The sequence below is a fragment of the Actinoplanes solisilvae genome, assembly GCF_003999975.1.
Taxonomy (GTDB): Bacteria; Actinomycetota; Actinomycetes; order Mycobacteriales; family Micromonosporaceae; genus Actinoplanes; species Actinoplanes solisilvae.
Genome location: NZ_RJAC01000019.1, coordinates 12,404 through 30,138, shown reverse-complemented (window position 1 = coordinate 30,138; position 17,735 = coordinate 12,404). Strand labels below are relative to the sequence as shown.

The window sequence follows — 17,735 nt, the reverse complement described above, 5'->3', positions numbered from 1 at the left end:
CAGCCCCTACTTCCCGCTCGAGATGCCGGTGACCTTGATCTTCGTCAGCGGCTGACGGTGCCCCTGACGCTTGTGGTAACCGGTCTTGTTCTTGAACTTGTGGATCCGGATCTTCGGACCCTTGGTGTGCTCGGCGATCTCGCCGGACACCGTCACCTTGGCAAGCTTGGCCGCATCGGTCACCAGGTTGTCACCGTCGACGAGGAGGAGCGCGGCGAGCGTCAGCGAGTCGCCGGGCACACCCGCGAGCTTCTCGACCTCGATCACGTCGCCCTCGGCAACCTTGTACTGCTTGCCGCCGGTCTTGACGATCGCGTACATGGGACGCGGACTCCCTGAGACTTACGCAGCGAATGCACTGCTTGGCGGATGAAGCTGATGTTCCGGCTCTCGCCGACAGGGTTCGTGAACTCTGAGGTTCGTAAACTCTGAGCGGGCACGGAGACACGGCGCCTGGAAAAGCGCCGCCTGAAAGACTACTTCATCAGACGCGCCGATCCCAAACCGGGGCCGCGTACGGGCTGGTCAGCCCCGCCCGCAGGCCTTGTCGAGCCGGCCCGAGATCGCCGACATCTTCTCCGCGTTGATCTTGGTGATGTCGCCGCCGAACGCCTTGACCTGCGTACTCATCTCGGTCAGCGCCTTCTTCAAGGCCGGATCGGTGGTCAGGCCGGCCATGTCGGCGAGCGCGAAGGAGAAGTTGCGCACGTCCCGGGAGATCTTCTCGTCGGCCCGGCGCGCGGCCTCCGCCCCCTCGGCCGCGGCGTCGATCTTCAGCTTGAGATCGGCGATGTAGGTCTCACCGAAGCTGGTGGTCGCCCGTTCGGCCTGCGCGCAGATGGCCTTCGTATCACCCGCGAGGGCGGCGTCGGCCGAGGCCGCCACGGACGGGTCGACCGGCGACGGCGGGGCCGGAGCGGGGGTTCCGGTGGCGCGCCCGCTGCCCAACGGGCCGGAGCAGGCAGTCAGGGCGCCCAACGCCACACAAGTGGCGAGAAGCAGAGAGATGCGGGGCATGGGCTCGGTCTCCTCGGGGAAGGGGGATCGATCCCGCGAGGGTATCCGACATAGACAGCGATGAGCGGTTCGGTAGTTAACTTTCTTTACCGAACCGCTCATCATCCGCGTCAACCCGTCAGGGCCGTGTACGCCTCCGCGTGCCGCTACGGCGCGAGCGGCGTCGCCCGGCGCCCGCGCCCACAGGCTCGTCGTCGTCCTCGTCCTCGTCGTCGGCCGCGTCCGGGTCGTCCGCACCGGTCAGGCGCAGCGGCTCGGCGTCGGGCTCCGGCGTGTCGTAGCGCGACAGGTCATACCCGCTGATGTCGTAGTTGTCGTCCGACTCGGCCTTCGTCAGCGCCGGACGGCGGCCCGTGACGATGCCCGAACCGGCCACCGGGGGCAGCCCCGCGGTCTCGGCCGCCGGGTCGTCGCCCTCGTGCCGCACCACGTGGGGCGCGGGCTCGGTCACGATCTCGATCGGCTCGTCGACCTCGAGAACCACGTCAGCCGGAACCTCGTCGCGCACCGGGTCCGGCACCACCGGCTCGGCGATGGGCTCGGCGACCAGGTTGTCGCCCCCGCCACCCCGCCGGCGCCGCGACTTGGTGCTCGGCTGCTGTTGCTGCTGCGCGGGGGCCGGGGCCGGCTCCGTGCGCGCCGCCGCGGCGACCGCCTTGACCTGGGTCGCCGCGGCGCCGCCACCGCCGTTCGACTTCTTCTCGGGCACCGGCTCGGTGTGGATCAGCACGCCGCGGCCCTTGCAGTGGTCGCACGTCTCGCTGAACGCCTCGAGCAGGCCCGAGCCGATCCGCTTGCGCGTCATCTGCACCAGACCCAGCGAGGTGATCTCGGTGACCTGGTGCTTGGTGCGGTCGCGCCCCAGGCACTCGGTGAGCCGCCGCAGCACCAGCTCGCGGTTGCTCTCGAGCACCATGTCGATGAAGTCGATGACCACGATGCCGCCGAGGTCGCGCAGCCGCAGCTGCCGGACGATCTCCTCCGCCGCCTCGAGGTTGTTGCGGGTCACCGTCTCCTCGAGGTTGCCGCCCGCGCCGGTGTACTTACCGGTGTTGACGTCGACGACCGTCATCGCCTCGGTGCGGTCGAAGACCAGATGACCGCCCGAGGGCAGGAAGACCTTGCGGTCCAGGCCCTTGAGAATCTGCTCGTCGATCCGCTTGTCGGCGAAGACGTCCCCCGTCCCCGTGTATCGGTGCATGCGCTCCAGCAGGTCGGGCGAGACCGAGTTGAGGTAGTTCTCCAGCTCGGTGTACGCCGAGTCGCCCTGCACGATCAGCTCGCGGAAGTCCTCGTTGAAGAGGTCGCGGACCACGCGGATGACCAGGTCGGGCTCCTCGGAGAGGGCGACCGGCGCGTGCCCCTCGGCCGACTTGCGCTGGATCTCCTCCCACTGCGCCTGCAGCCGCTTGACGTCACGGGCCAGGTCGTCCTCGCTGGCACCCTCGGCGGCCGTCCGCACGATCACGCCGGCGCCGTCGGGAACAAGCTTCTTGAGTACGTCCCTGAGGCGCTTGCGCTCGTTGTCGGGCAGCTTGCGGCTGATCCCCGAGGCGTTGCCGTTCGGCACATAGACCAGGTGCCGGCCGGACAGCGCGATGTGGCTGCTCAGCCGGGCGCCCTTGTGCCCGATCGGGTCCTTGGTGACCTGCACGAGCACCGAGTCGCCGGAGCGCAGGGCCTGCTCGATCGAGCGGGCGCGGCCCTCGAGCCCGGTGGCGTCCCAGTTGACCTCTCCGGCGTAGAGCACCGCGTTGCGGCCCCGGCCGATGTCGACGAACGCCGCCTCCATGCTGGGCAGCACGTTCTGCACCTTGCCCAGGTAGACGTTGCCGACCATCGTCCCGGAAGTGCTGCGCGAGACGTAGTGCTCGACGAGAATGCCGTCCTCCATGACGGCGATCTGGGTGCGGTCGGGCTTCTGCCGCACGACCATCACGCGGTCGACCGCCTCGCGGCGGGCCAGGAACTCCGACTCGCTCAGGATCGGCGGACGGGTCCGGCGCTGCTCACGGCCGTCGCGGCGACGCTGGCGCTTGGCCTCGAGCCGGGTCGAGCCCGAAACACCCTGCACCTCATCGGTACGCCGGGGCTCGCGCACCCGCACGACGGTGTGCACGCCGTCCTCGATGCCGCCGGTCTCGCCGTCGCCACTGGAACCCTTGCGACGCCGGCGACGGCGGCGACGGGTCACGCCGTCGCCATCACCCTCGTCGGCCTCTTCCTCGTCCTCGTCGGCCGACGCCTCGGCGCCCTGCTCGGGCTCGTCGTCGGCCTCGTCCTGCTCGCCGTCCTCGGCCGGGCCCTTGCCACGACCGCGGCCACGACGGCCCCGGCGGCGACGCCGGCGGCTCGCGGCGCTGTCCTCGTCCTCGTCGTCCTCGATGCCGTCCTCGACGTCGTCCGCGCTCTCGTCGACCACCTCGTCGGCGGGCGGCGCGGTCACCGCAGCGACCGGCTCGGCCTGCTCGTCGGAGGCGCCCCGGCGGCGGCGCCGGCTGCGGCGGGCACCCTCGGCGGGCTCCTCCACCGCGACCGGAACCTCGGCGACCTCGGCCTCGACCTCGGTGACCTCGGGCTCGTCGAGCACGGGCGGGACCGCCACGGCGGCGGTGCGGCGCGACCGGCGGGCCGGAGGCGGAGTGGCCTCGGCCGGGTCGGGCGGCATGAAGAGCACGGCGGGCGGCAGGGCCGCGGCCCGCCGTCCGCGACGCGGCGCGGGCTGCTCCTCCTCGACGAAGTCGGCGTCGAGCGGGATCACGCCGATGATCGGCGCACCGTCGGCGACCGGCTCCTCGAGAACGGGCTCCGCGACCTCGACCAGGGCCTCGACGCGAACCGGCTCGGGCTGCGCCTCGGCGACGACGGGAGCGGTGCCCTCGGCCGGCTCTTCGGCCGCAGCGGCCGGAGCCGCCTTCTTACGACGGGTCCGGGTGGCCTTCACCGGGGCGACCGGCTCGGCCCCCTCGGCGGCCGGAGCGACAGCAGCATCGGCGTCCGGCTCAGCGGCGGCAGCGGGTGCCGCCGCCGGCGCGGTGGCCTTACGCCGGCTCCGGGTGGCTTTGACCGGCTTGGCCGGCGCTTCCGCGGCGTCCGGAGCGGCATCAGCCACCTGGGCGCTCTCGGCCGGCGTTTCAGGGACGTTCGCTACCGGGTCGGACGGGCTCGCGGCCGTGTCCGAGGCCCCCGCGGCGGACGCCGCCCTCTTGCGAGGCGCGCGCGCACGGCGCACAGGGGTCGTAGCTGCGGCGGTCTCGGGCGGAGCGACAGCTCCGGCCCCCTCACCGCCCTGTTCTCCCAAGTTGTCTTGGGGCTCGTTATCGAGCATGGGGCGCTCTCCAGTTCTGGCCACCCCGGGCGCGTTTGAGCGCTGCCACGCAGGGTCGCCGCAAGTTTTTCGGTCCCGCCGGTTAAGCGGACGGGCTGCCGAAGTCTGTCAATGGGCGCCGGCTGCAGCTAGCACCCTTCCGATGGAGCAGTCCTTACCCCGGAAGGGCCGTCTCGCGATCCGCGTCCAACGGATCGACGATCTCCCCCTGCGCGGTGAGCGTGCCCTGGGCCAGCCGGGTCACCCGTGGGGGCACCGGCGGCTCCAGGCCCGCCGCTACGCGCAGGCCGGAAAGGACGTCATCGGGTCGAACGGCGGGTGTCACCTGTCGTACGACAAGGTCGATTATCGCACACGGTGTGCCGTCCGCCTCGGAAGGTACGACGGACTGGTCCGACACAGAGATGTGCGTCACTGCTTGGCGGGCGTCGAACGAGCGCCGGCCCTGCTTGGTCATGCGCTCGACCAGCACCTCGTCGAGCGCGGTGAACGCCTTCACGGCCGCCTCGGCCTCCGCGGGGTCGACCGCGGGCAGCTCGAGACGCCAGCTCGAGGCGTCGATGCGGTCGGCCAGGCTGCCCGGCCCGGCCACCACGGCGTCGAGCACGTCGAGCCCCGGCGAGAGCGCGGCGTCGAGAGCCAGGCGCAGCTGACCCGGGTCGACCTCGGCCTGAAGACCGATCTCGAGGTATTCGGCCTCGCTGCCGACGCCGGTGGGCGCGGCACTCGCGTACGAGATCTTCGGGTGGGGGGTGAACCCCTGGGAGAAGGCGATGGGTACGGCGGCCCGCCGCAACGCCCGCTCGAAAGCGCGGGCGAAGTCGCGGTGGGAGGTGAACCGCAGCGGGCCGCGCTTGGCGTACCGGATGCGGACGCGCTGGACGACCGGGGCCTGGCCGCCGACGGGCTGGTTCTTCGTCGCCCCCATCAGGCCGGAACCCGCAGGGAGTTCACCGGGGTCAGGGGCAGCAGCTTCTTGCCGGTCGGGCCGATCTGGATCTCGGTGTCCATCGACGGGCAGACGCCGCAGTCGAAGCACGGGGTCCAGCGGCAGTCGGGCTGCTCGTACTCGGTGAGCGAGTCCTGCCAGTCCTGCCAGAGCCAGTCCTTGTCGAGGCCTGAATCGAGGTGGTCCCAGGGCAGCACCTCGGCCTGCTCGCGCTCGCGGGTGGTGAACCAGTCGAGGTCGACGCCGAACTGCGGGAGCACCTCGGCACACGACTCGACCCACCGGGCGTACGAGAAGTGCTCGCTCCAGCCGTCGAAGCGGCCACCCTTCTCCCAGACGCGGCGGATGACGGCACCGACCCGGCGGTCACCGCGCGAGAGCAGGCCCTCGATCAGCGAAGGCTCACCGTCGTGGTAGCGGTAGCCGATCGCCCGGCCCAGGCCACGGTCGCTGTTGATCTCTTGCTTGAGCATCTTGAGCCGGGCGTCGATGACCTCGGGACGCTCCATCGCGGCCCACTGGAACGGGGTGTGCGGCTTGGGCACGAAGCCGCCGATCGAGACCGTGCAGCGGATGTCCTTGGTGCCCGCGGCCTCACGACCGGCCCGGATGACCTCGTGGGCCATCTGAGCGATCTCGAGGACGTCCTCGTCGGTCTCGGTGGGCAGGCCGCACATGAAGTAGAGCTTCACCTGCCGCCAGCCGTTGGTGTAGGCGGTCACGACCGTACGGATCAGGTCTTCCTTGGTCACCATCTTGTTGATGACCTTGCGGATGCGCTCGGAGCCGCCCTCGGGCGCGAAGGTCAGACCGGTGCGCCGGCCGTTCTTCGACAGCTCCTGGGCCAGGTCGATGTTGAAGGCGTCCACCCGGGTCGACGGCAGCGAGAGCGAGACGTTGGTGCCCTCGTACTGCTCGGCCAGGCCGGAGCACATGTCACCGATCTCGGAGTGGTCGGCGCTGGAGAGCGAGAGCAGGCCGACCTCGGAGAAGCCCGAGTATTCGAGGCCCTCCTTGATCATCTGACCGACGGTGGTGATCGAGCGCTCGCGGACCGGGCGGGTGATCATGCCGGCCTGGCAGAAGCGGCAGCCACGCGTGCAGCCGCGGAAGATCTCGACCGCATAGCGCTCGTGGACCGTCTCGGCCAGCGGGACCAGGGGCTTCTTCGGGTACGGCCACGCGTCGAGGTCCATCGTCGTGCGCTTGGCCACGCGGAACGGCACGTCCGGACGGTTGGGCACCACGCGCTGGATGCGGCCGTCGGGCAGGTAGTCGACGTCGTAGAAGCGGGGGACGTAGATGCTCTCGGTGCGGGCGAGGCGCAGCAGCAGCTCGTCGCGGCCGCCCGGGCTGCCCTCTTCCTTCCACTCCCGGATGATGCCGGTGATCTCGAGCACGGCCTCCTCGCCGTCGCCGAGAACGGCGGCGTCGATGAAGTCGGCGATCGGCTCGGGGTTGAAGCTCGCGTGGCCGCCGGCCAGCACGATCGGGTCGTCGAGGCCACGGTCGGCGCTGTTCAGCGGGATGCCGGCGAGTTCGAGGGCGGAGAGCATGTTGGTGTAGCCGAGCTCGGTGGCGAACGAGATGCCGAACACGTCGAAGGCCTTGACCGGGCGGTGGGCGTCGACGGTGAACTGCGGGACGCCGTTCTCCTTCATCAGCGCCTCGAGGTCGGGCCAGACCGCGTAGGTGCGCTCGGCCAGCACGTCCTCTTGCTCGTTGAGCACCTCGTAGAGGATCTGGACGCCCTGGTTGGGCAGGCCGACCTCGTAGGCGTCGGGATACATCAGGGCCCAGCGGACCGTGGTCGCGTCCCAGTCCTTGACGACGGCGCCGAGCTCGCCGCCCACGTACTGGATCGGCTTGCTGACCCGAGGCAGCAGCTGCTCGAGCTGCGGGAAGACGGAAGACACGCTCATGGGCATTCAGCGTACTTGCCTCAATAGAGGTTTTAAATTTGGGTTTTCCGCCGCGGGTAGGCTCAGCTCTCCAGCTCGGCCGCGGCCCGGTCGAGATCGGTGGCCAGGAGGTCCTCGCGGAAGGCGCAGAGCTGAAGCGTCATCCGCGCGGCGCCGGTGCGGCCGACCACCAGCCGGGTCGGCTTGTGCAGGGCGTCAAGATCGCCGATCAAGGCGTCGAGCAGGCGAACCCCGGCGCTGTCGAGAAACGAGACGGTGGTCAGGTCGATCAGCACCTTGTCGGCCGTCTCGATGCGCGCGACGATCGCCCGGCCTATCTCGGGAGCGTTGGCCAGGTCGATCTCGCCGGTCAAAGAGACCAGTTCGGCGTCGCCGACCGTCGAGAAGGTGACCCAGCGATCGAGCCGGTCGACCGCCACCGGCCGGCCGCCCCGGGTGAACTCGGTCATGAGGTCTCCTGGCGATTGCGGCGCATGGTGACCGTCGTGCCGTCGCTGCGGTCGAAGAGAACCTGGTCCATCGAATCGCGGATGAGCTGCAGCCCGCGCCCGCGAGCTGCGTCGGAGACCGCGCCCCGCCAGATGCCCTGATCGGTGACCCGCACCTCGACGGCCTCGGCGGTCACCGTGGCCACGACGTCGATCGTGCCGAACGGGTCGTCGCGGTAGCCGTGCTCGATCGCGTTGGCCACCGCCTCGGAGCAGGCCAGCAGCACCGCGTCTCGGCAGTCGGGCTCGACCTCGTGGGCCACCAGCCAGGCGCGCAGGTCGGCCCGGAGCAGGGCGATCTGCATGCGGTCGGCGCCGATGGTGCGCTCGATGCGCTCCTCGGTGCCCAGCGTCAGGCAGAGCATGCAGACGTCGTCGGGGTGGTCGCGGCCGACCATCGTGTCGGCGAGGGCGGCCGCCAGCCCCTGCAACGGCGCGTCGCGGCGCCTCGCGAATTCGCGGGCGAGCAGCTCGAAGCCCTTGTCGATCGGCCGGGTGCGGCGCTCGATGAGGCCGTCGGTGTAGAGCAGCAGGCGGCTGCCGGCGGGCAGTCGGCGGCGTTGCTCGGTGCGCACGCGGTTGCCGGCCCGGGAACCGATCGCGGCCGAACGGGCCTGCAGCAGATATTCGGGCGAGCCGGCCGGCGCCTGCAGCAGCGGCGGCAGGTGACCGGCGCACGAGTAGGCCACCTCGCCGACCGACAGATCGACCTCGAGATAGGCCACGGTGGCCATCCGCGCCGACTCGACCCGCTCGACGAACCGGTCGAGGCCCTCGATCAGCCGCGCCGGACCCGCCTCGTTGGAGGCGAGCGCCCGCACCGCGCTGCGAAGCTGACCCATCGTGGTGGCCGCCTCGATGCCCCGGCCGACCACGTCGCCGACCACGACGGCCAGCTTGTCCTTGGTGATCAGGAAGGCGTCGAACCAGTCGCCGCCGACCTCGAGATCGTAGGTGGCCGCCTGGTAGTGGGTCTCGAGCGCGAACCGGGTGTCGCCGCTGGGCAGGTCGCCGGCGAGCAGGCTGCGCTGGAGCGTGCGGGCGATCTGGCGTTCCTGCTCGTAGAGCCGGGCGTTCTCGAGCGCGAGCCCGGCCCGGTCGGCCAGCTCGGTCAGGAACGCCCGCTCGGCCGCGGTGCCTCGCCGGTCAGGCGTCATGCGCAGGGCCAGCGTGCCGAGGACCAGGCCGCGGGCGGTCAGCGGCAGCACCGAGCAGTCGAGCTGGTCGCCGTCGTCGGCGAAGATCGGCTCGCCGGCGGCGGTCACCTTCTCGATTCGCTGCTGAAGCAGGATGTCGTCGGGGCGCGGGCCGCCCGCCGACTCCACTATCGGCGCGGCGCCCACCTGCAGCCGCACCTCGGCCCAGTCGGTGACCTTGAGCAGCAGCCGCTCGACGACGCGCCGGGCCCGCGGCAGCAGCCGGTGCTGCTCGTCGAGCGCCCGCGTGGTCTCGGCCAGCACGATGGCCCGGTCTTCGCGGCGGCGCACGTCGTCGTAGAGCCGGGCCCGGTCGAGCGCCTGACCGGCCTGCTGGCCGAGGAGGCGGACGACCCGCAACTCGCCGTCGGTGAGCTTGCGCTCGCCCTTGAAGCTGAACGCCAGTACGCCGAGAGTGTGAACGCCGGAGTGCTCGTCGGTCGGGCCGGTGGTCAGCGGCAGCAGCACCACCGTGTTGCGGCCCGAGCGGCGCATGCTCTCGACCAGGTCGGGAAAATGCGACCGCGCCTCGGCCACGGAGTTGACCACGTGCAGGTCGCCGCGCTCGGCCACCCGCGCGACGGCCCGATCGGACGAGCGGGGCATGTCGTCCCAGTTGCCGGTGGTCGGGTCGGTCGACACCACGGCATAGATCAGGTCGCGTTCGCCGTCGACCAGATAGACGCTGCTGCTGGCCGCACCGAACGCGCTTTCCGGAGCGCGCACGACGGCCTCGGCCACCTCGGCCTCGGTCGGCGCGGCCGACAGGTCGGCCACTATCTGCTGCAGCACCCGGACGCGCCGCTCGGACGCCTCGGCGATCTGGCGGGCGTGCAGCAGCTCGTTCTCATACTGCCGGCGCTCGGTGGCGTTGAAGATCATCGTGCGGATCGCCCGGGGCTGCTTCGACTCGTCGCGGCTCAGGGTCGAGTTGACCAGGGTCGGCAACTGGCGCCCGTCGGAGCAGACCACATCCAGAGCCAGCTCGTGCACCTCGTCCTGCATGCGCAGCAGAGGGGCGTAATGGGTCTCGTGGTAGATCTGCCCGCCGGAGGTGAGCAGGTCACGGAACCGCCGGTGCCCGACCAGCTCGCCGCGCGTGAAACCCGTCCAGGTCAGGAAGGTCTGGTTGACCCGGACGATCGTGCCGTCGGGAAGCGTGGTCAGGTACCCGCACGGCGCGTGCTCGTACAGGTCGTCGGGGTCTTCGTCCCAGGGCGGACGCAGCTCATGCGTCACATCCGGCCCACCAGAGTCACTCACGGTCCGCCGCTTCTAAAGCCACGCCTTCATGGCGTCGATGGTCTCTTCCGGTGCGCTCAGGTTGGGGCAGTGCCCCGTGGCGTTCAACTGGACAAACGTGCTCCCGGCGGTGTGCTTGTGGACGTACTCACCGACGGCGGCCGGCGCTATGACGTCGTCGGAACACTGGAGGATCAGGGCGGGGGTGCGTAGCTTGAGAAGGTCGTCGCGGTTGTCGGACAGGAACGTGACCCGCGCGAACTTCTTGGCGATCTCGGGATCGGTGCGGCAGAAGCTGTTGGTCAGCTCGTCACTCAGCTCGGGCCGCTCGGGATTGCCCATGATCACCGGGGCCATCGTGCTGGACCAGCCGAGATAGTTGCTGTCGAGCGAGACGAGCAGCGACTCGATGTCGGCCCGGTCGAAGCCGCCCTGATAGCCCTCGGCGGGTTCGTTGATGTAGCGCGGCGACGGGCCCACCAGCACCAGGCGGGCGAACCGTTCCGGTTCCTTGTTCGCGGCGAGCACGCCGATCATGCCGCTCACCGAGTGGCCCACGAAGACGACGTCTCTCAGCTCGTGCTCGTGCAGGATCTCGAGGATGTCGTCGGCGTAGCCGTCGAGGGTGGAGTGGCGGTCGTCGTCGTAGGCCGACAGATCGGATTTGCCGTTGCCGACGTGGTCGAAAAGGACGAGCCGATGAGAGTCCGCGAAGGCGGGAGCGACGAAGCGCCACATGTTCTGGTCGCAGCCATAGCCGTGGGCGAACACCATCGGCTGACCGGCGGGGTTCCCGGTCAGAGTGACGGCATTTCTCTGTGTCGTTCTCATGTCCCGGTAACCATACGGCTCCAGAGCGTCTTGCACATCGCCCTGGTTGTCCGGCATTTGCATCGCCCGTCCGCCTTCCGCGCGAGGGCGCGGGGTGGCGCACCGCCTCTAACCTGGGAGTTGACCACCTCGCGGGGGATCTTGCAGAAAGTGAAGGAGATCGACGGATGGCCGACCCGCAGCCGGAGGAAAATCAGCCGGCCGCCGGAGTGCCCGACCCGACCCGGGTGGACGGCGGTGCCGAATCCTCCACGGTGGACGCGCCGGCGCGCTGGAGCGGCTCCGCCGCCGTGCCTCCGCCGACACCGAAGAAGCAGTGGTGGCGTCGCGACGGGCGACCGGAGGGCGAGGAGCCGACGCCGGCCGACCCGTGGGCGGCCACCCCGGCGGTCGACCCCTGGGCCGACCAGGACACGCCGTGGGACACCTTCACGGTCGACGGGACGACGCCCCCACCGATGCCTCCGACGCGTGTCGAGCCGCCGGCCCCGGCGATGCCCCTGACCCGCGTCGAGCCCCCGCCCGCAACGATGCCCCCGACCCGCGTCGAGCCCCCGGCCAAGGCAGCGCCACCCCCACCACCCCCGGCACCGAAGGCACCCGCTCCCGCGCCGGCCCGCCCCGAGCCGCCCAAGCTCTCGAAGAAGGAGCGCAAGCGCCTCAAGGCCGCGGCCACCGCGAACCGCCTTCCGGTCCAGCCCCGCCCCCAGGCGCCGATGGTTCGAGGCCGCCCCCTGCCGGCCCCGCCGCCGTGGGCTCCGCGCCCGGCCCAGCGCCCCCTGCCCCCGCCGCGCCGCAAGCGCCGCTGGGGCCGCCGCCTGGCCCTGCTGAGCCTGCTCGGCGTCGTCTGCTGCTGCGGCGTGCCGATCGCCGCGTTCCAGTTGCCCTCGGCGAGCCAATACCCGGTGACCGCCGCGCTCCCCCAGTCGTTCGCCGACCTCGAGCTGCGCGACACCCAGGACACGGGCCCCAACGGCTTCGCCGGCGTCTATCGCGACGACCGCGGCAAGCGGGTCACCGTCATCGGCGAGACCGGCTTCCGGCTCACCCCCGGCTCCGACGTCGGCGCCCGCCTCGACCAGGCCGCCGCCGACTACAAGCTGAAGGACGTGCAGGAGTTCGACCTGGGCGAGAGCGGCGCCCACCAGCGCTGCGGCGTGGGCCGCGACAAGGGCGCCGCGGTCGTCGTCTGCGCCTGGGCCGATCACGGCAGCCTGGCCACCGTGCTGCTCACCCGCCGTTCGATCCAGGACAGCGCCGAGCTGGTCGCTCGTCTGCGCGACGAGGTCCTGACCCGCGGCTGATTCCGCCAGGATGGGGTCATGACCCGCCGCTGGCTGTTCGCCGATCAGCTCGGTCCTCACTTCTTGGACGAGCCGCGACAGGAGGTGCTGCTGGTCGAGTCGAAGGCCGTGTTCCGGCGGCGCGTCTTCCACCGGCAGAAGGCCCACCTGATCCTCGAGCAGGAGAAGGCCCGAGGTTCGCGGGCGCCCTAGCTGGGCGACGGCTTGGCGGGGGCGTAGCGCGGGACGTATTCCTGGCCGGTGAGTTTCTGGATCGCGGCCATCACCTCGTCGGTGAGCTCGCGCAGCGACGTGCGGTCGGAGGCGCGGCCCTCGGTGTCGATCGGCTCGCCGAACTTGATGGTGACGATGCCCTTCATCGGCTTCGGGTAGACCTGGCCGATCGGCTGCACCTTCTCGGTGCCGAGCATGCCGACCGGGACGATCGGGACGCCCGCCGCCGTGGAGAGACGGGCCACCCCCGTACGCCCGCGGTAGAGCTTGCCGTCGGGCGAGCGGGTGCCCTCGGGGTAGAGCGCGATCGCGTCACCGGCCTTGAGTACCGGGATGGCGCCGTCGAACGCGGTGAGGGCCGCCCGGCCGCCGCTGCGCTCGACCCGGATCGCGCCGAGGCCGTTCATCAGGTTGCGGTTGAACCAGCCCTTGACGCCCTTGCCGTTGAAGTAGTCGGACTTGGCCCAGAAGGCGAGGTGACGGGGCACCACCGCACCGAGGAAGAGCTCGTCGGCGACGGAGAGGTGGTTGCCCGCGAAGATCACGCCACCGGTACGCGGGATGTGCTCGAGGCCTTCGACGCGTGGGCGCCAGCCGAGCATCATCGCGTTGCCGACGGTGAACTTGCCGATCGTGTAGAGCAGCGGCAACTCAGGTTCCTCCGAGGACGGGACGTGCGCAAACAACTGGGGAGCGCGGTCAGGTTATCGGACGGAAACCCGGAAGTCCCCGTCGATCAGGCCGACCGGCCCCGACATTCACCACATCTGCGGAGAATGTCCGGGCCGGTTCGTCGTTTTATCCAGCCTTCGCAACCCGAACTGTTACCTGATCTCCGTCGCCGACCTCGCCCGCGAAGCCCTCGGCACCCTCGTCCACCAAGGTCACCTCGGTCGAGAGCGTCTCGCCGCCGACGAAGTCACGGTGCTGCTCGACCGCGGCGCGCACCGGCCCGGCGGCCGAGACGACCAGCGAGATCCGGTCCGAGACGTCCAGGTCGGCGTCGCGACGGGCCTGCTGCACGACCCGGATGACGTCGCGGGCCAGCCCTTCGGCGGCGAGCTGCGGCGTGACCGCCGTGTCGAGCACGACGACGCCCGCGCCGGCCGGCAGCGGCGCCGAGTTCTCGACGTCCGCGGCGACCAGCTTCAGCTCGTACTCGCCCTCCTGCAGGGTGACGCCCGCGGCGACCGGCGCGCCGTCGACGAGCTGCCAGTCGCCCGCCTTGACCGCCTTGATGACCTGCTGCACCTGCTTGCCGACGCGCGGCCCGAGGGTGCGCGGGACGACGGTCAGCACCTGCTCGCAGTAGGCGGCCACGTCGTCGGTGAAGACGACGTCCTTGACGTTGACCTCGTCGGCGACCAGGTCGGCCAGCCCGGCCAGGGCCGTGGCGTCCGCGGTGGCCACGGTGAGCCTGGCCAGCGGCAACCGCACCCGCAGGGCCCGAGCCTTGCGCAGCGACAGCGCGGCCGAGGCGACGTCGCGGATCGCGTCCATCGATGCCACCAGGTCGTGGTCGGCCGGGAAGGCCTCGGCCGAGGGCCAGTCGGTCAGGTGCACCGAGCGGCCGCCGGTCAGGCCCCGCCAGATCTCCTCGGTGGTCAGCGGCGCGAGCGGCGCCACCACCCGGCAGAGGGTCTCCAGCACGGTCGCGAGGGTGTCGAAGGCGTCGGCGTCGCCGGCCCAGAATCGGTCGCGCGAACGGCGTACGTACCAGTTCGTGAGGGCGTCGAGGTAGGACCGGACCGACGCCGCCGCGCCCGAGATGTCGTACTCATCCATTTGGTCCTGGACGCTCGCGACGAGCTCACTGGTCTTGGCCAGGATGTAGCGGTCTAGCAAATGCTGGGAATCCGTCCGAAAAGTCGCGACATGACCGGAAGCGTTTGCGTAAAGGCTGAAGAAGTACCAGACGTTCCACAGGGGCAGCAGCACCTGGCGCACCGAGTCGCGGATCGCCACCTCGGTGACCGGCATGTCCCCGCCCCGCAGCACCGGCGACGACATGAGCATCCAGCGCATGGCGTCCGAACCGTACGAGTCGAAGACCTTGTAGACGTCCGGGTAGTTACGCAGCGACTTGGACATCTTGCGCCCGTCCTCGCCCAGCAGGATGCCGTGGCTGAGGCAGTTGCGGAACGCGGGCCGGTCGAACAGCGCCGTCGCCAGCACGTGCATCGTGTAGAACCAGCCGCGGGTCTGGCCGATGTATTCGACGATGAAGTCGCCCGGGTAGTGGTGCTCGAACCAGTCCTTGTTCTCGAACGGGTAGTGCACCTGGGCGAACGGCATCGACCCCGACTCGAACCAGCAGTCGAGCACCTCGGGCACGCGCCGCATGGTCGACTGGCCGGTCGGGTCGTCGGGGTTGGGCCGGGTCAGCTCGTCGACGTAGGGCCGGTGCAGATCGGTGACCTTCACCCCGAAGTCGCGTTCAAGCTCCTCGAACGAGCCGTAGACGTCGACGCGCGGGTACTGCGGGTCGTCGGACTTCCACACCGGGATCGGCGAGCCCCAGAACCGGTTCCGCGAGATCGACCAGTCGCGCGCGTTGGCCAGCCACTTGCCGAACGAGCCGTCCTTGATGTGCGCCGGCGTCCAGGTGATCTCCTGGTTCAGCTCGACCATGCGGTCGCGGAACTTCGTCACGGCCACGAACCACGACGACACCGCCTTGTAGACCAGCGGGGTGTCGCAGCGCCAGCAGTGCGGGTAGGAGTGCGTGTAGCCCTCGTGCCTGACGACAGCTCCGTCTTCCTTGAGACGGGCGATGATCGGCTTGTTGGCCTCGAAGACCTGCACGCCCTGCCAGTCGGGCACGAGCGAGGTGAAGCGGGTGTGGTCGTCGACGGTCACCACGGTCGGGATGCCGGCCGCGTTGCAGACGTTCTGGTCGTCCTCACCGAAGGCGGGCGCCTGGTGCACGACGCCGGTGCCGTCCTCGTCGGTCACATAGTCGGCCGCCAGCACCTGGAAGGCGTTCGGCCCACCCGCCTCGACCAGGAAGTCGAACAGCGGCGTGTAGCGGCGCCCGGCCAGCTCCCGGCCCAGAACCGAGCCGACCCTTTCAAAACCCTCAAGTTCCTTCGCGTACGCGGCCACGCGCGAGGCGCCCACGATGAGCTTCTCGCCGTCCTTCTCCAGAACGGCGTACTCGATGTCGGGGCCGACGGCGAGGGCCAGGTTGGACGGCAGCGTCCACGGCGTGGTCGTCCACACCGCGATGTTCTCGCCGGTCTCCAGCTTGAAGGTCACCGTCAGCGCGGGGTCGGTGCGATCGCGATAGACGTCGTCCATGCGCGTCTCGGTGTTCGACAGCGGAGTCTCGCAGCGGAAACAGTAGGCGAGGACGCGGAAACCCTCGTACACCAGACCCTTGTCACTGAGGGTCTTGAACGCCCACATGACCGACTCCATGTAGCTGGGGTCGAGGGTCTTGTAGTCGTCCTGGAAATCCACCCACCGGGCCTGGCGCGTGACATAACGCTCCCAGTCCTTGGTGTAGGCGAGCACCGACGTGCGGCAGGCCTCGTTGAACTTGTCGATGCCGAGGTCGACGATCTGCGCCTTGGTCGTGATGCCGAGCTGCTTCTCGGCCTCGACCTCGGCCGGCAGCCCGTGCGTGTCCCAGCCGAACCGCCGCTCGACACGCTTGCCGCGCATCGTCTGGTAGCGCGGCACCAGGTCTTTCACATACCCGGTGAACAGGTGCCCGTAGTGCGGCAGCCCGTTGGCGAACGGTGGCCCGTCGTAGAAGACGTACTCGTTGCTGCCGGCCTCGCCGGCCGGGCGATGCTCGACGGACGCCTCGAACGTCTGGTCGGCCGCCCAGTGCTCGAGCACGGCCCGCTCGACGGCGGGCAGATCAGGGCTGGCCGGCACGCCGGAGGCGTCGGTGTGCTTGGGATAGGCCATCGGTGGACTCCTCATAGCAGTCGTCGGACTGCGAGGACGAGCGAAACGCCCGCGGTACCACCTCGCTTGGCGGTGTGACCCGCCCGCTCATTCACCCGGCCCGCGCACGTGCCGGAATCGCCCGGTTCTACTAAGACCGTGAGGTCGTTTCTTCCGGAGGCTCCCCGGTGATGGCCGGTTCGTCGCCTGCGCACAGACCACGATACCGGCCGGCCGGCAATCCCCTCACCCGCATTACCCGGCCGCCGCACTACGGGAGGGCGGATCGCCGGCGAACCCGCGCCCACATCATCGAGCCACCTCGCGTCAGCTCTCCGGCGCTCTGGAAGTACCGAGCGTGGGTGCGGCGCATCGCCTCCGGGGAATCCGCGTTCAGCGCGACGATCTCGATGTGGCCGGGCCGGCCCTCGCGTTCAGCGGCGAATCGCGCCTTCAGGGCCTCGGATCGATCCGGGAACTCGCGTTCCTCGAGCAGCTCGCCACGCAGCCGGTCGTACACGAGAAGAAAGCTCCTCATCGCCGCTCCACCAAGTCGGCCAGCCGAATCAGCGCTTTCCGGAGCATCTCGACGGCCCGCCGGCTGTGCGACACCAGCGTCCGGTGGTCGTTGTTCGCGAGAACACCCGCGGGCTCCCCCGAGAAGAGGACTCGTATCGCGACGAATCGGACTTCGAGCCTCGCGATGTTGCGACTGACGCTGATCAGTCTCGCGACCAGCCACCGGCGCAGGCCCTCGGAGCGTACGTCCGGGTCGGGGTCGCCGCCGAAGCGGATCTGGCGGCCCCATCCGTCGGCCAGCCGTTCGAACACCTGCGCCCACAGGTCCTGCAGCTCTGTGCGGAACTGGACCTCGACCGGAACGGCGCCGACCTTCGCGACGACGTGCACGGCCCGATAACCGGAACGGGGATCGACCCGCCGGTCGACGACGCGCCCGCCGAAGCCGTTCGCCTGGAGAGCCGCGCAGAAGAATCGCACCGTCTCGTCCTGCTCGACGAGATCGGCGTCGACGACGATCCGGGCGCCCGCGAGGTCCTGGACGGTCTTGAGGCTCGACCGGCGATCCCGGCGAAGTTTGTCGATGACGGTTCCGGTCGTCTTCAAGCGACTCGTGGGCTGCAATCCCAGATCGTGCGCGATCCGTTCGATGATCTGTAACGCCTCGTCGTAGCCGGCCAGGAAGGCTTCGAGAAGGTCGAGATCGGCGGACGAGGGCTCGGGCGCGTCCCGCAGGCGGTCGCCGAGCTTGTCGAGTTGTGTCCTGCTGAGCACCCGATGGACCCTAGTCATGCGCACAGGGGTGACGGAAGTTGGTTTACCGAAATCG

Annotated in this window: 14 protein-coding genes; 2 read left to right on the top strand and 12 right to left on the bottom strand. The window is 70.1% G+C overall.

The window, feature by feature from the left end; translation table 11 throughout:
* Nucleotides 1-6 precede the first annotated feature (6 nt).
* The 8 genes from rplU to EER30_RS34170 all read right to left on the bottom strand — a co-directional run bounded on the left by rplU (nucleotide 7) and on the right by EER30_RS34170 (nucleotide 10,973).
* Nucleotides 7-321, bottom strand: coding sequence for a 50S ribosomal protein L21 (gene rplU, locus EER30_RS34205; protein ID WP_127504815.1), 315 nt, complete (start codon nucleotides 319-321; stop codon nucleotides 7-9).
* A gap of 204 nt (nucleotides 322-525) precedes the next feature.
* The gene (locus tag EER30_RS34200) at nucleotides 526-1,017 is read right to left on the bottom strand and encodes a hypothetical protein (protein WP_127504814.1); all 492 of its coding nucleotides are present in this window, start codon (nucleotides 1,015-1,017) and stop codon (nucleotides 526-528) included.
* Between the two features lie 118 nt (nucleotides 1,018-1,135).
* Complete coding sequence (locus tag EER30_RS34195) at nucleotides 1,136-4,345, bottom strand: Rne/Rng family ribonuclease (protein WP_127504813.1); 3,210 nt, start codon at nucleotides 4,343-4,345, stop codon at nucleotides 1,136-1,138.
* Nucleotides 4,346-4,499: 154 nt separating this feature from the next.
* Complete coding sequence (locus EER30_RS34190; RefSeq protein WP_127504812.1) at nucleotides 4,500-5,273, bottom strand: TIGR03936 family radical SAM-associated protein; 774 nt, start codon at nucleotides 5,271-5,273, stop codon at nucleotides 4,500-4,502.
* Complete coding sequence (locus EER30_RS34185; RefSeq protein WP_127504811.1) at nucleotides 5,273-7,216, bottom strand: TIGR03960 family B12-binding radical SAM protein; 1,944 nt, start codon at nucleotides 7,214-7,216, stop codon at nucleotides 5,273-5,275. The genes EER30_RS34190 and EER30_RS34185 overlap by 1 nt, the downstream gene beginning before the upstream one ends.
* Nucleotides 7,217-7,278: 62 nt before the next feature.
* A complete protein-coding gene (locus EER30_RS34180; protein WP_127504810.1) occupies nucleotides 7,279-7,665 on the bottom strand; it encodes an STAS domain-containing protein in 387 nt (128 codons plus the stop codon).
* Nucleotides 7,662-10,163 carry a SpoIIE family protein phosphatase gene (locus EER30_RS34175; protein WP_240670471.1) on the bottom strand — a complete coding sequence of 834 codons (2,502 nt, stop codon included), beginning with the start codon at nucleotides 10,161-10,163 and terminating at the stop codon, nucleotides 7,662-7,664. Before EER30_RS34175 ends, EER30_RS34180 begins: the two co-directional genes overlap by 4 nt.
* Nucleotides 10,164-10,175: 12 nt before the next feature.
* Nucleotides 10,176-10,973: an alpha/beta fold hydrolase gene (locus EER30_RS34170; protein WP_127504809.1), complete on the bottom strand. Its 798-nt coding sequence runs from the start codon at nucleotides 10,971-10,973 to the stop codon at nucleotides 10,176-10,178.
* 167 nt (nucleotides 10,974-11,140) lie between these two features.
* Between EER30_RS34170 and EER30_RS34165 the strand changes: the two genes are divergently transcribed.
* Together EER30_RS34165 and EER30_RS47450 are read left to right on the top strand one after the other, a co-directional pair.
* Nucleotides 11,141-12,277 (top strand): hypothetical protein, encoded by a 1,137-nt coding sequence (locus EER30_RS34165; protein WP_127504808.1) that lies wholly within the window; start codon nucleotides 11,141-11,143, stop codon nucleotides 12,275-12,277.
* 18 nt (nucleotides 12,278-12,295) lie between these two features.
* Nucleotides 12,296-12,469, top strand: a complete 174-nt coding sequence (locus EER30_RS47450; protein WP_164842582.1) for a hypothetical protein — start codon at nucleotides 12,296-12,298, stop codon at nucleotides 12,467-12,469.
* On the opposite strand, the gene EER30_RS34160 is transcribed toward EER30_RS47450, so the two are convergent.
* The 4 genes from EER30_RS34160 to EER30_RS34145 form a co-directional block, all read right to left on the bottom strand.
* On the bottom strand, nucleotides 12,466-13,140 hold the full coding sequence (locus EER30_RS34160; protein WP_127504807.1) for a lysophospholipid acyltransferase family protein: 675 nt from the start codon (nucleotides 13,138-13,140) through the stop codon (nucleotides 12,466-12,468). The genes EER30_RS47450 and EER30_RS34160 overlap by 4 nt on opposite strands.
* Nucleotides 13,141-13,288: 148 nt before the next feature.
* Nucleotides 13,289-16,408: an isoleucine--tRNA ligase gene (gene ileS, locus EER30_RS34155; protein ID WP_127504806.1), complete on the bottom strand. Its 3,120-nt coding sequence runs from the start codon at nucleotides 16,406-16,408 to the stop codon at nucleotides 13,289-13,291.
* 250 nt (nucleotides 16,409-16,658) lie between these two features.
* Nucleotides 16,659-16,925: a hypothetical protein gene (locus EER30_RS34150; RefSeq protein WP_127504805.1), complete on the bottom strand. Its 267-nt coding sequence runs from the start codon at nucleotides 16,923-16,925 to the stop codon at nucleotides 16,659-16,661.
* On the bottom strand, nucleotides 16,922-17,698 hold the full coding sequence (locus tag EER30_RS34145; protein ID WP_164842586.1) for a nucleotidyltransferase family protein: 777 nt from the start codon (nucleotides 17,696-17,698) through the stop codon (nucleotides 16,922-16,924). The genes EER30_RS34150 and EER30_RS34145 overlap by 4 nt, the downstream gene beginning before the upstream one ends.
* Nucleotides 17,699-17,735 lie beyond the last annotated feature (37 nt).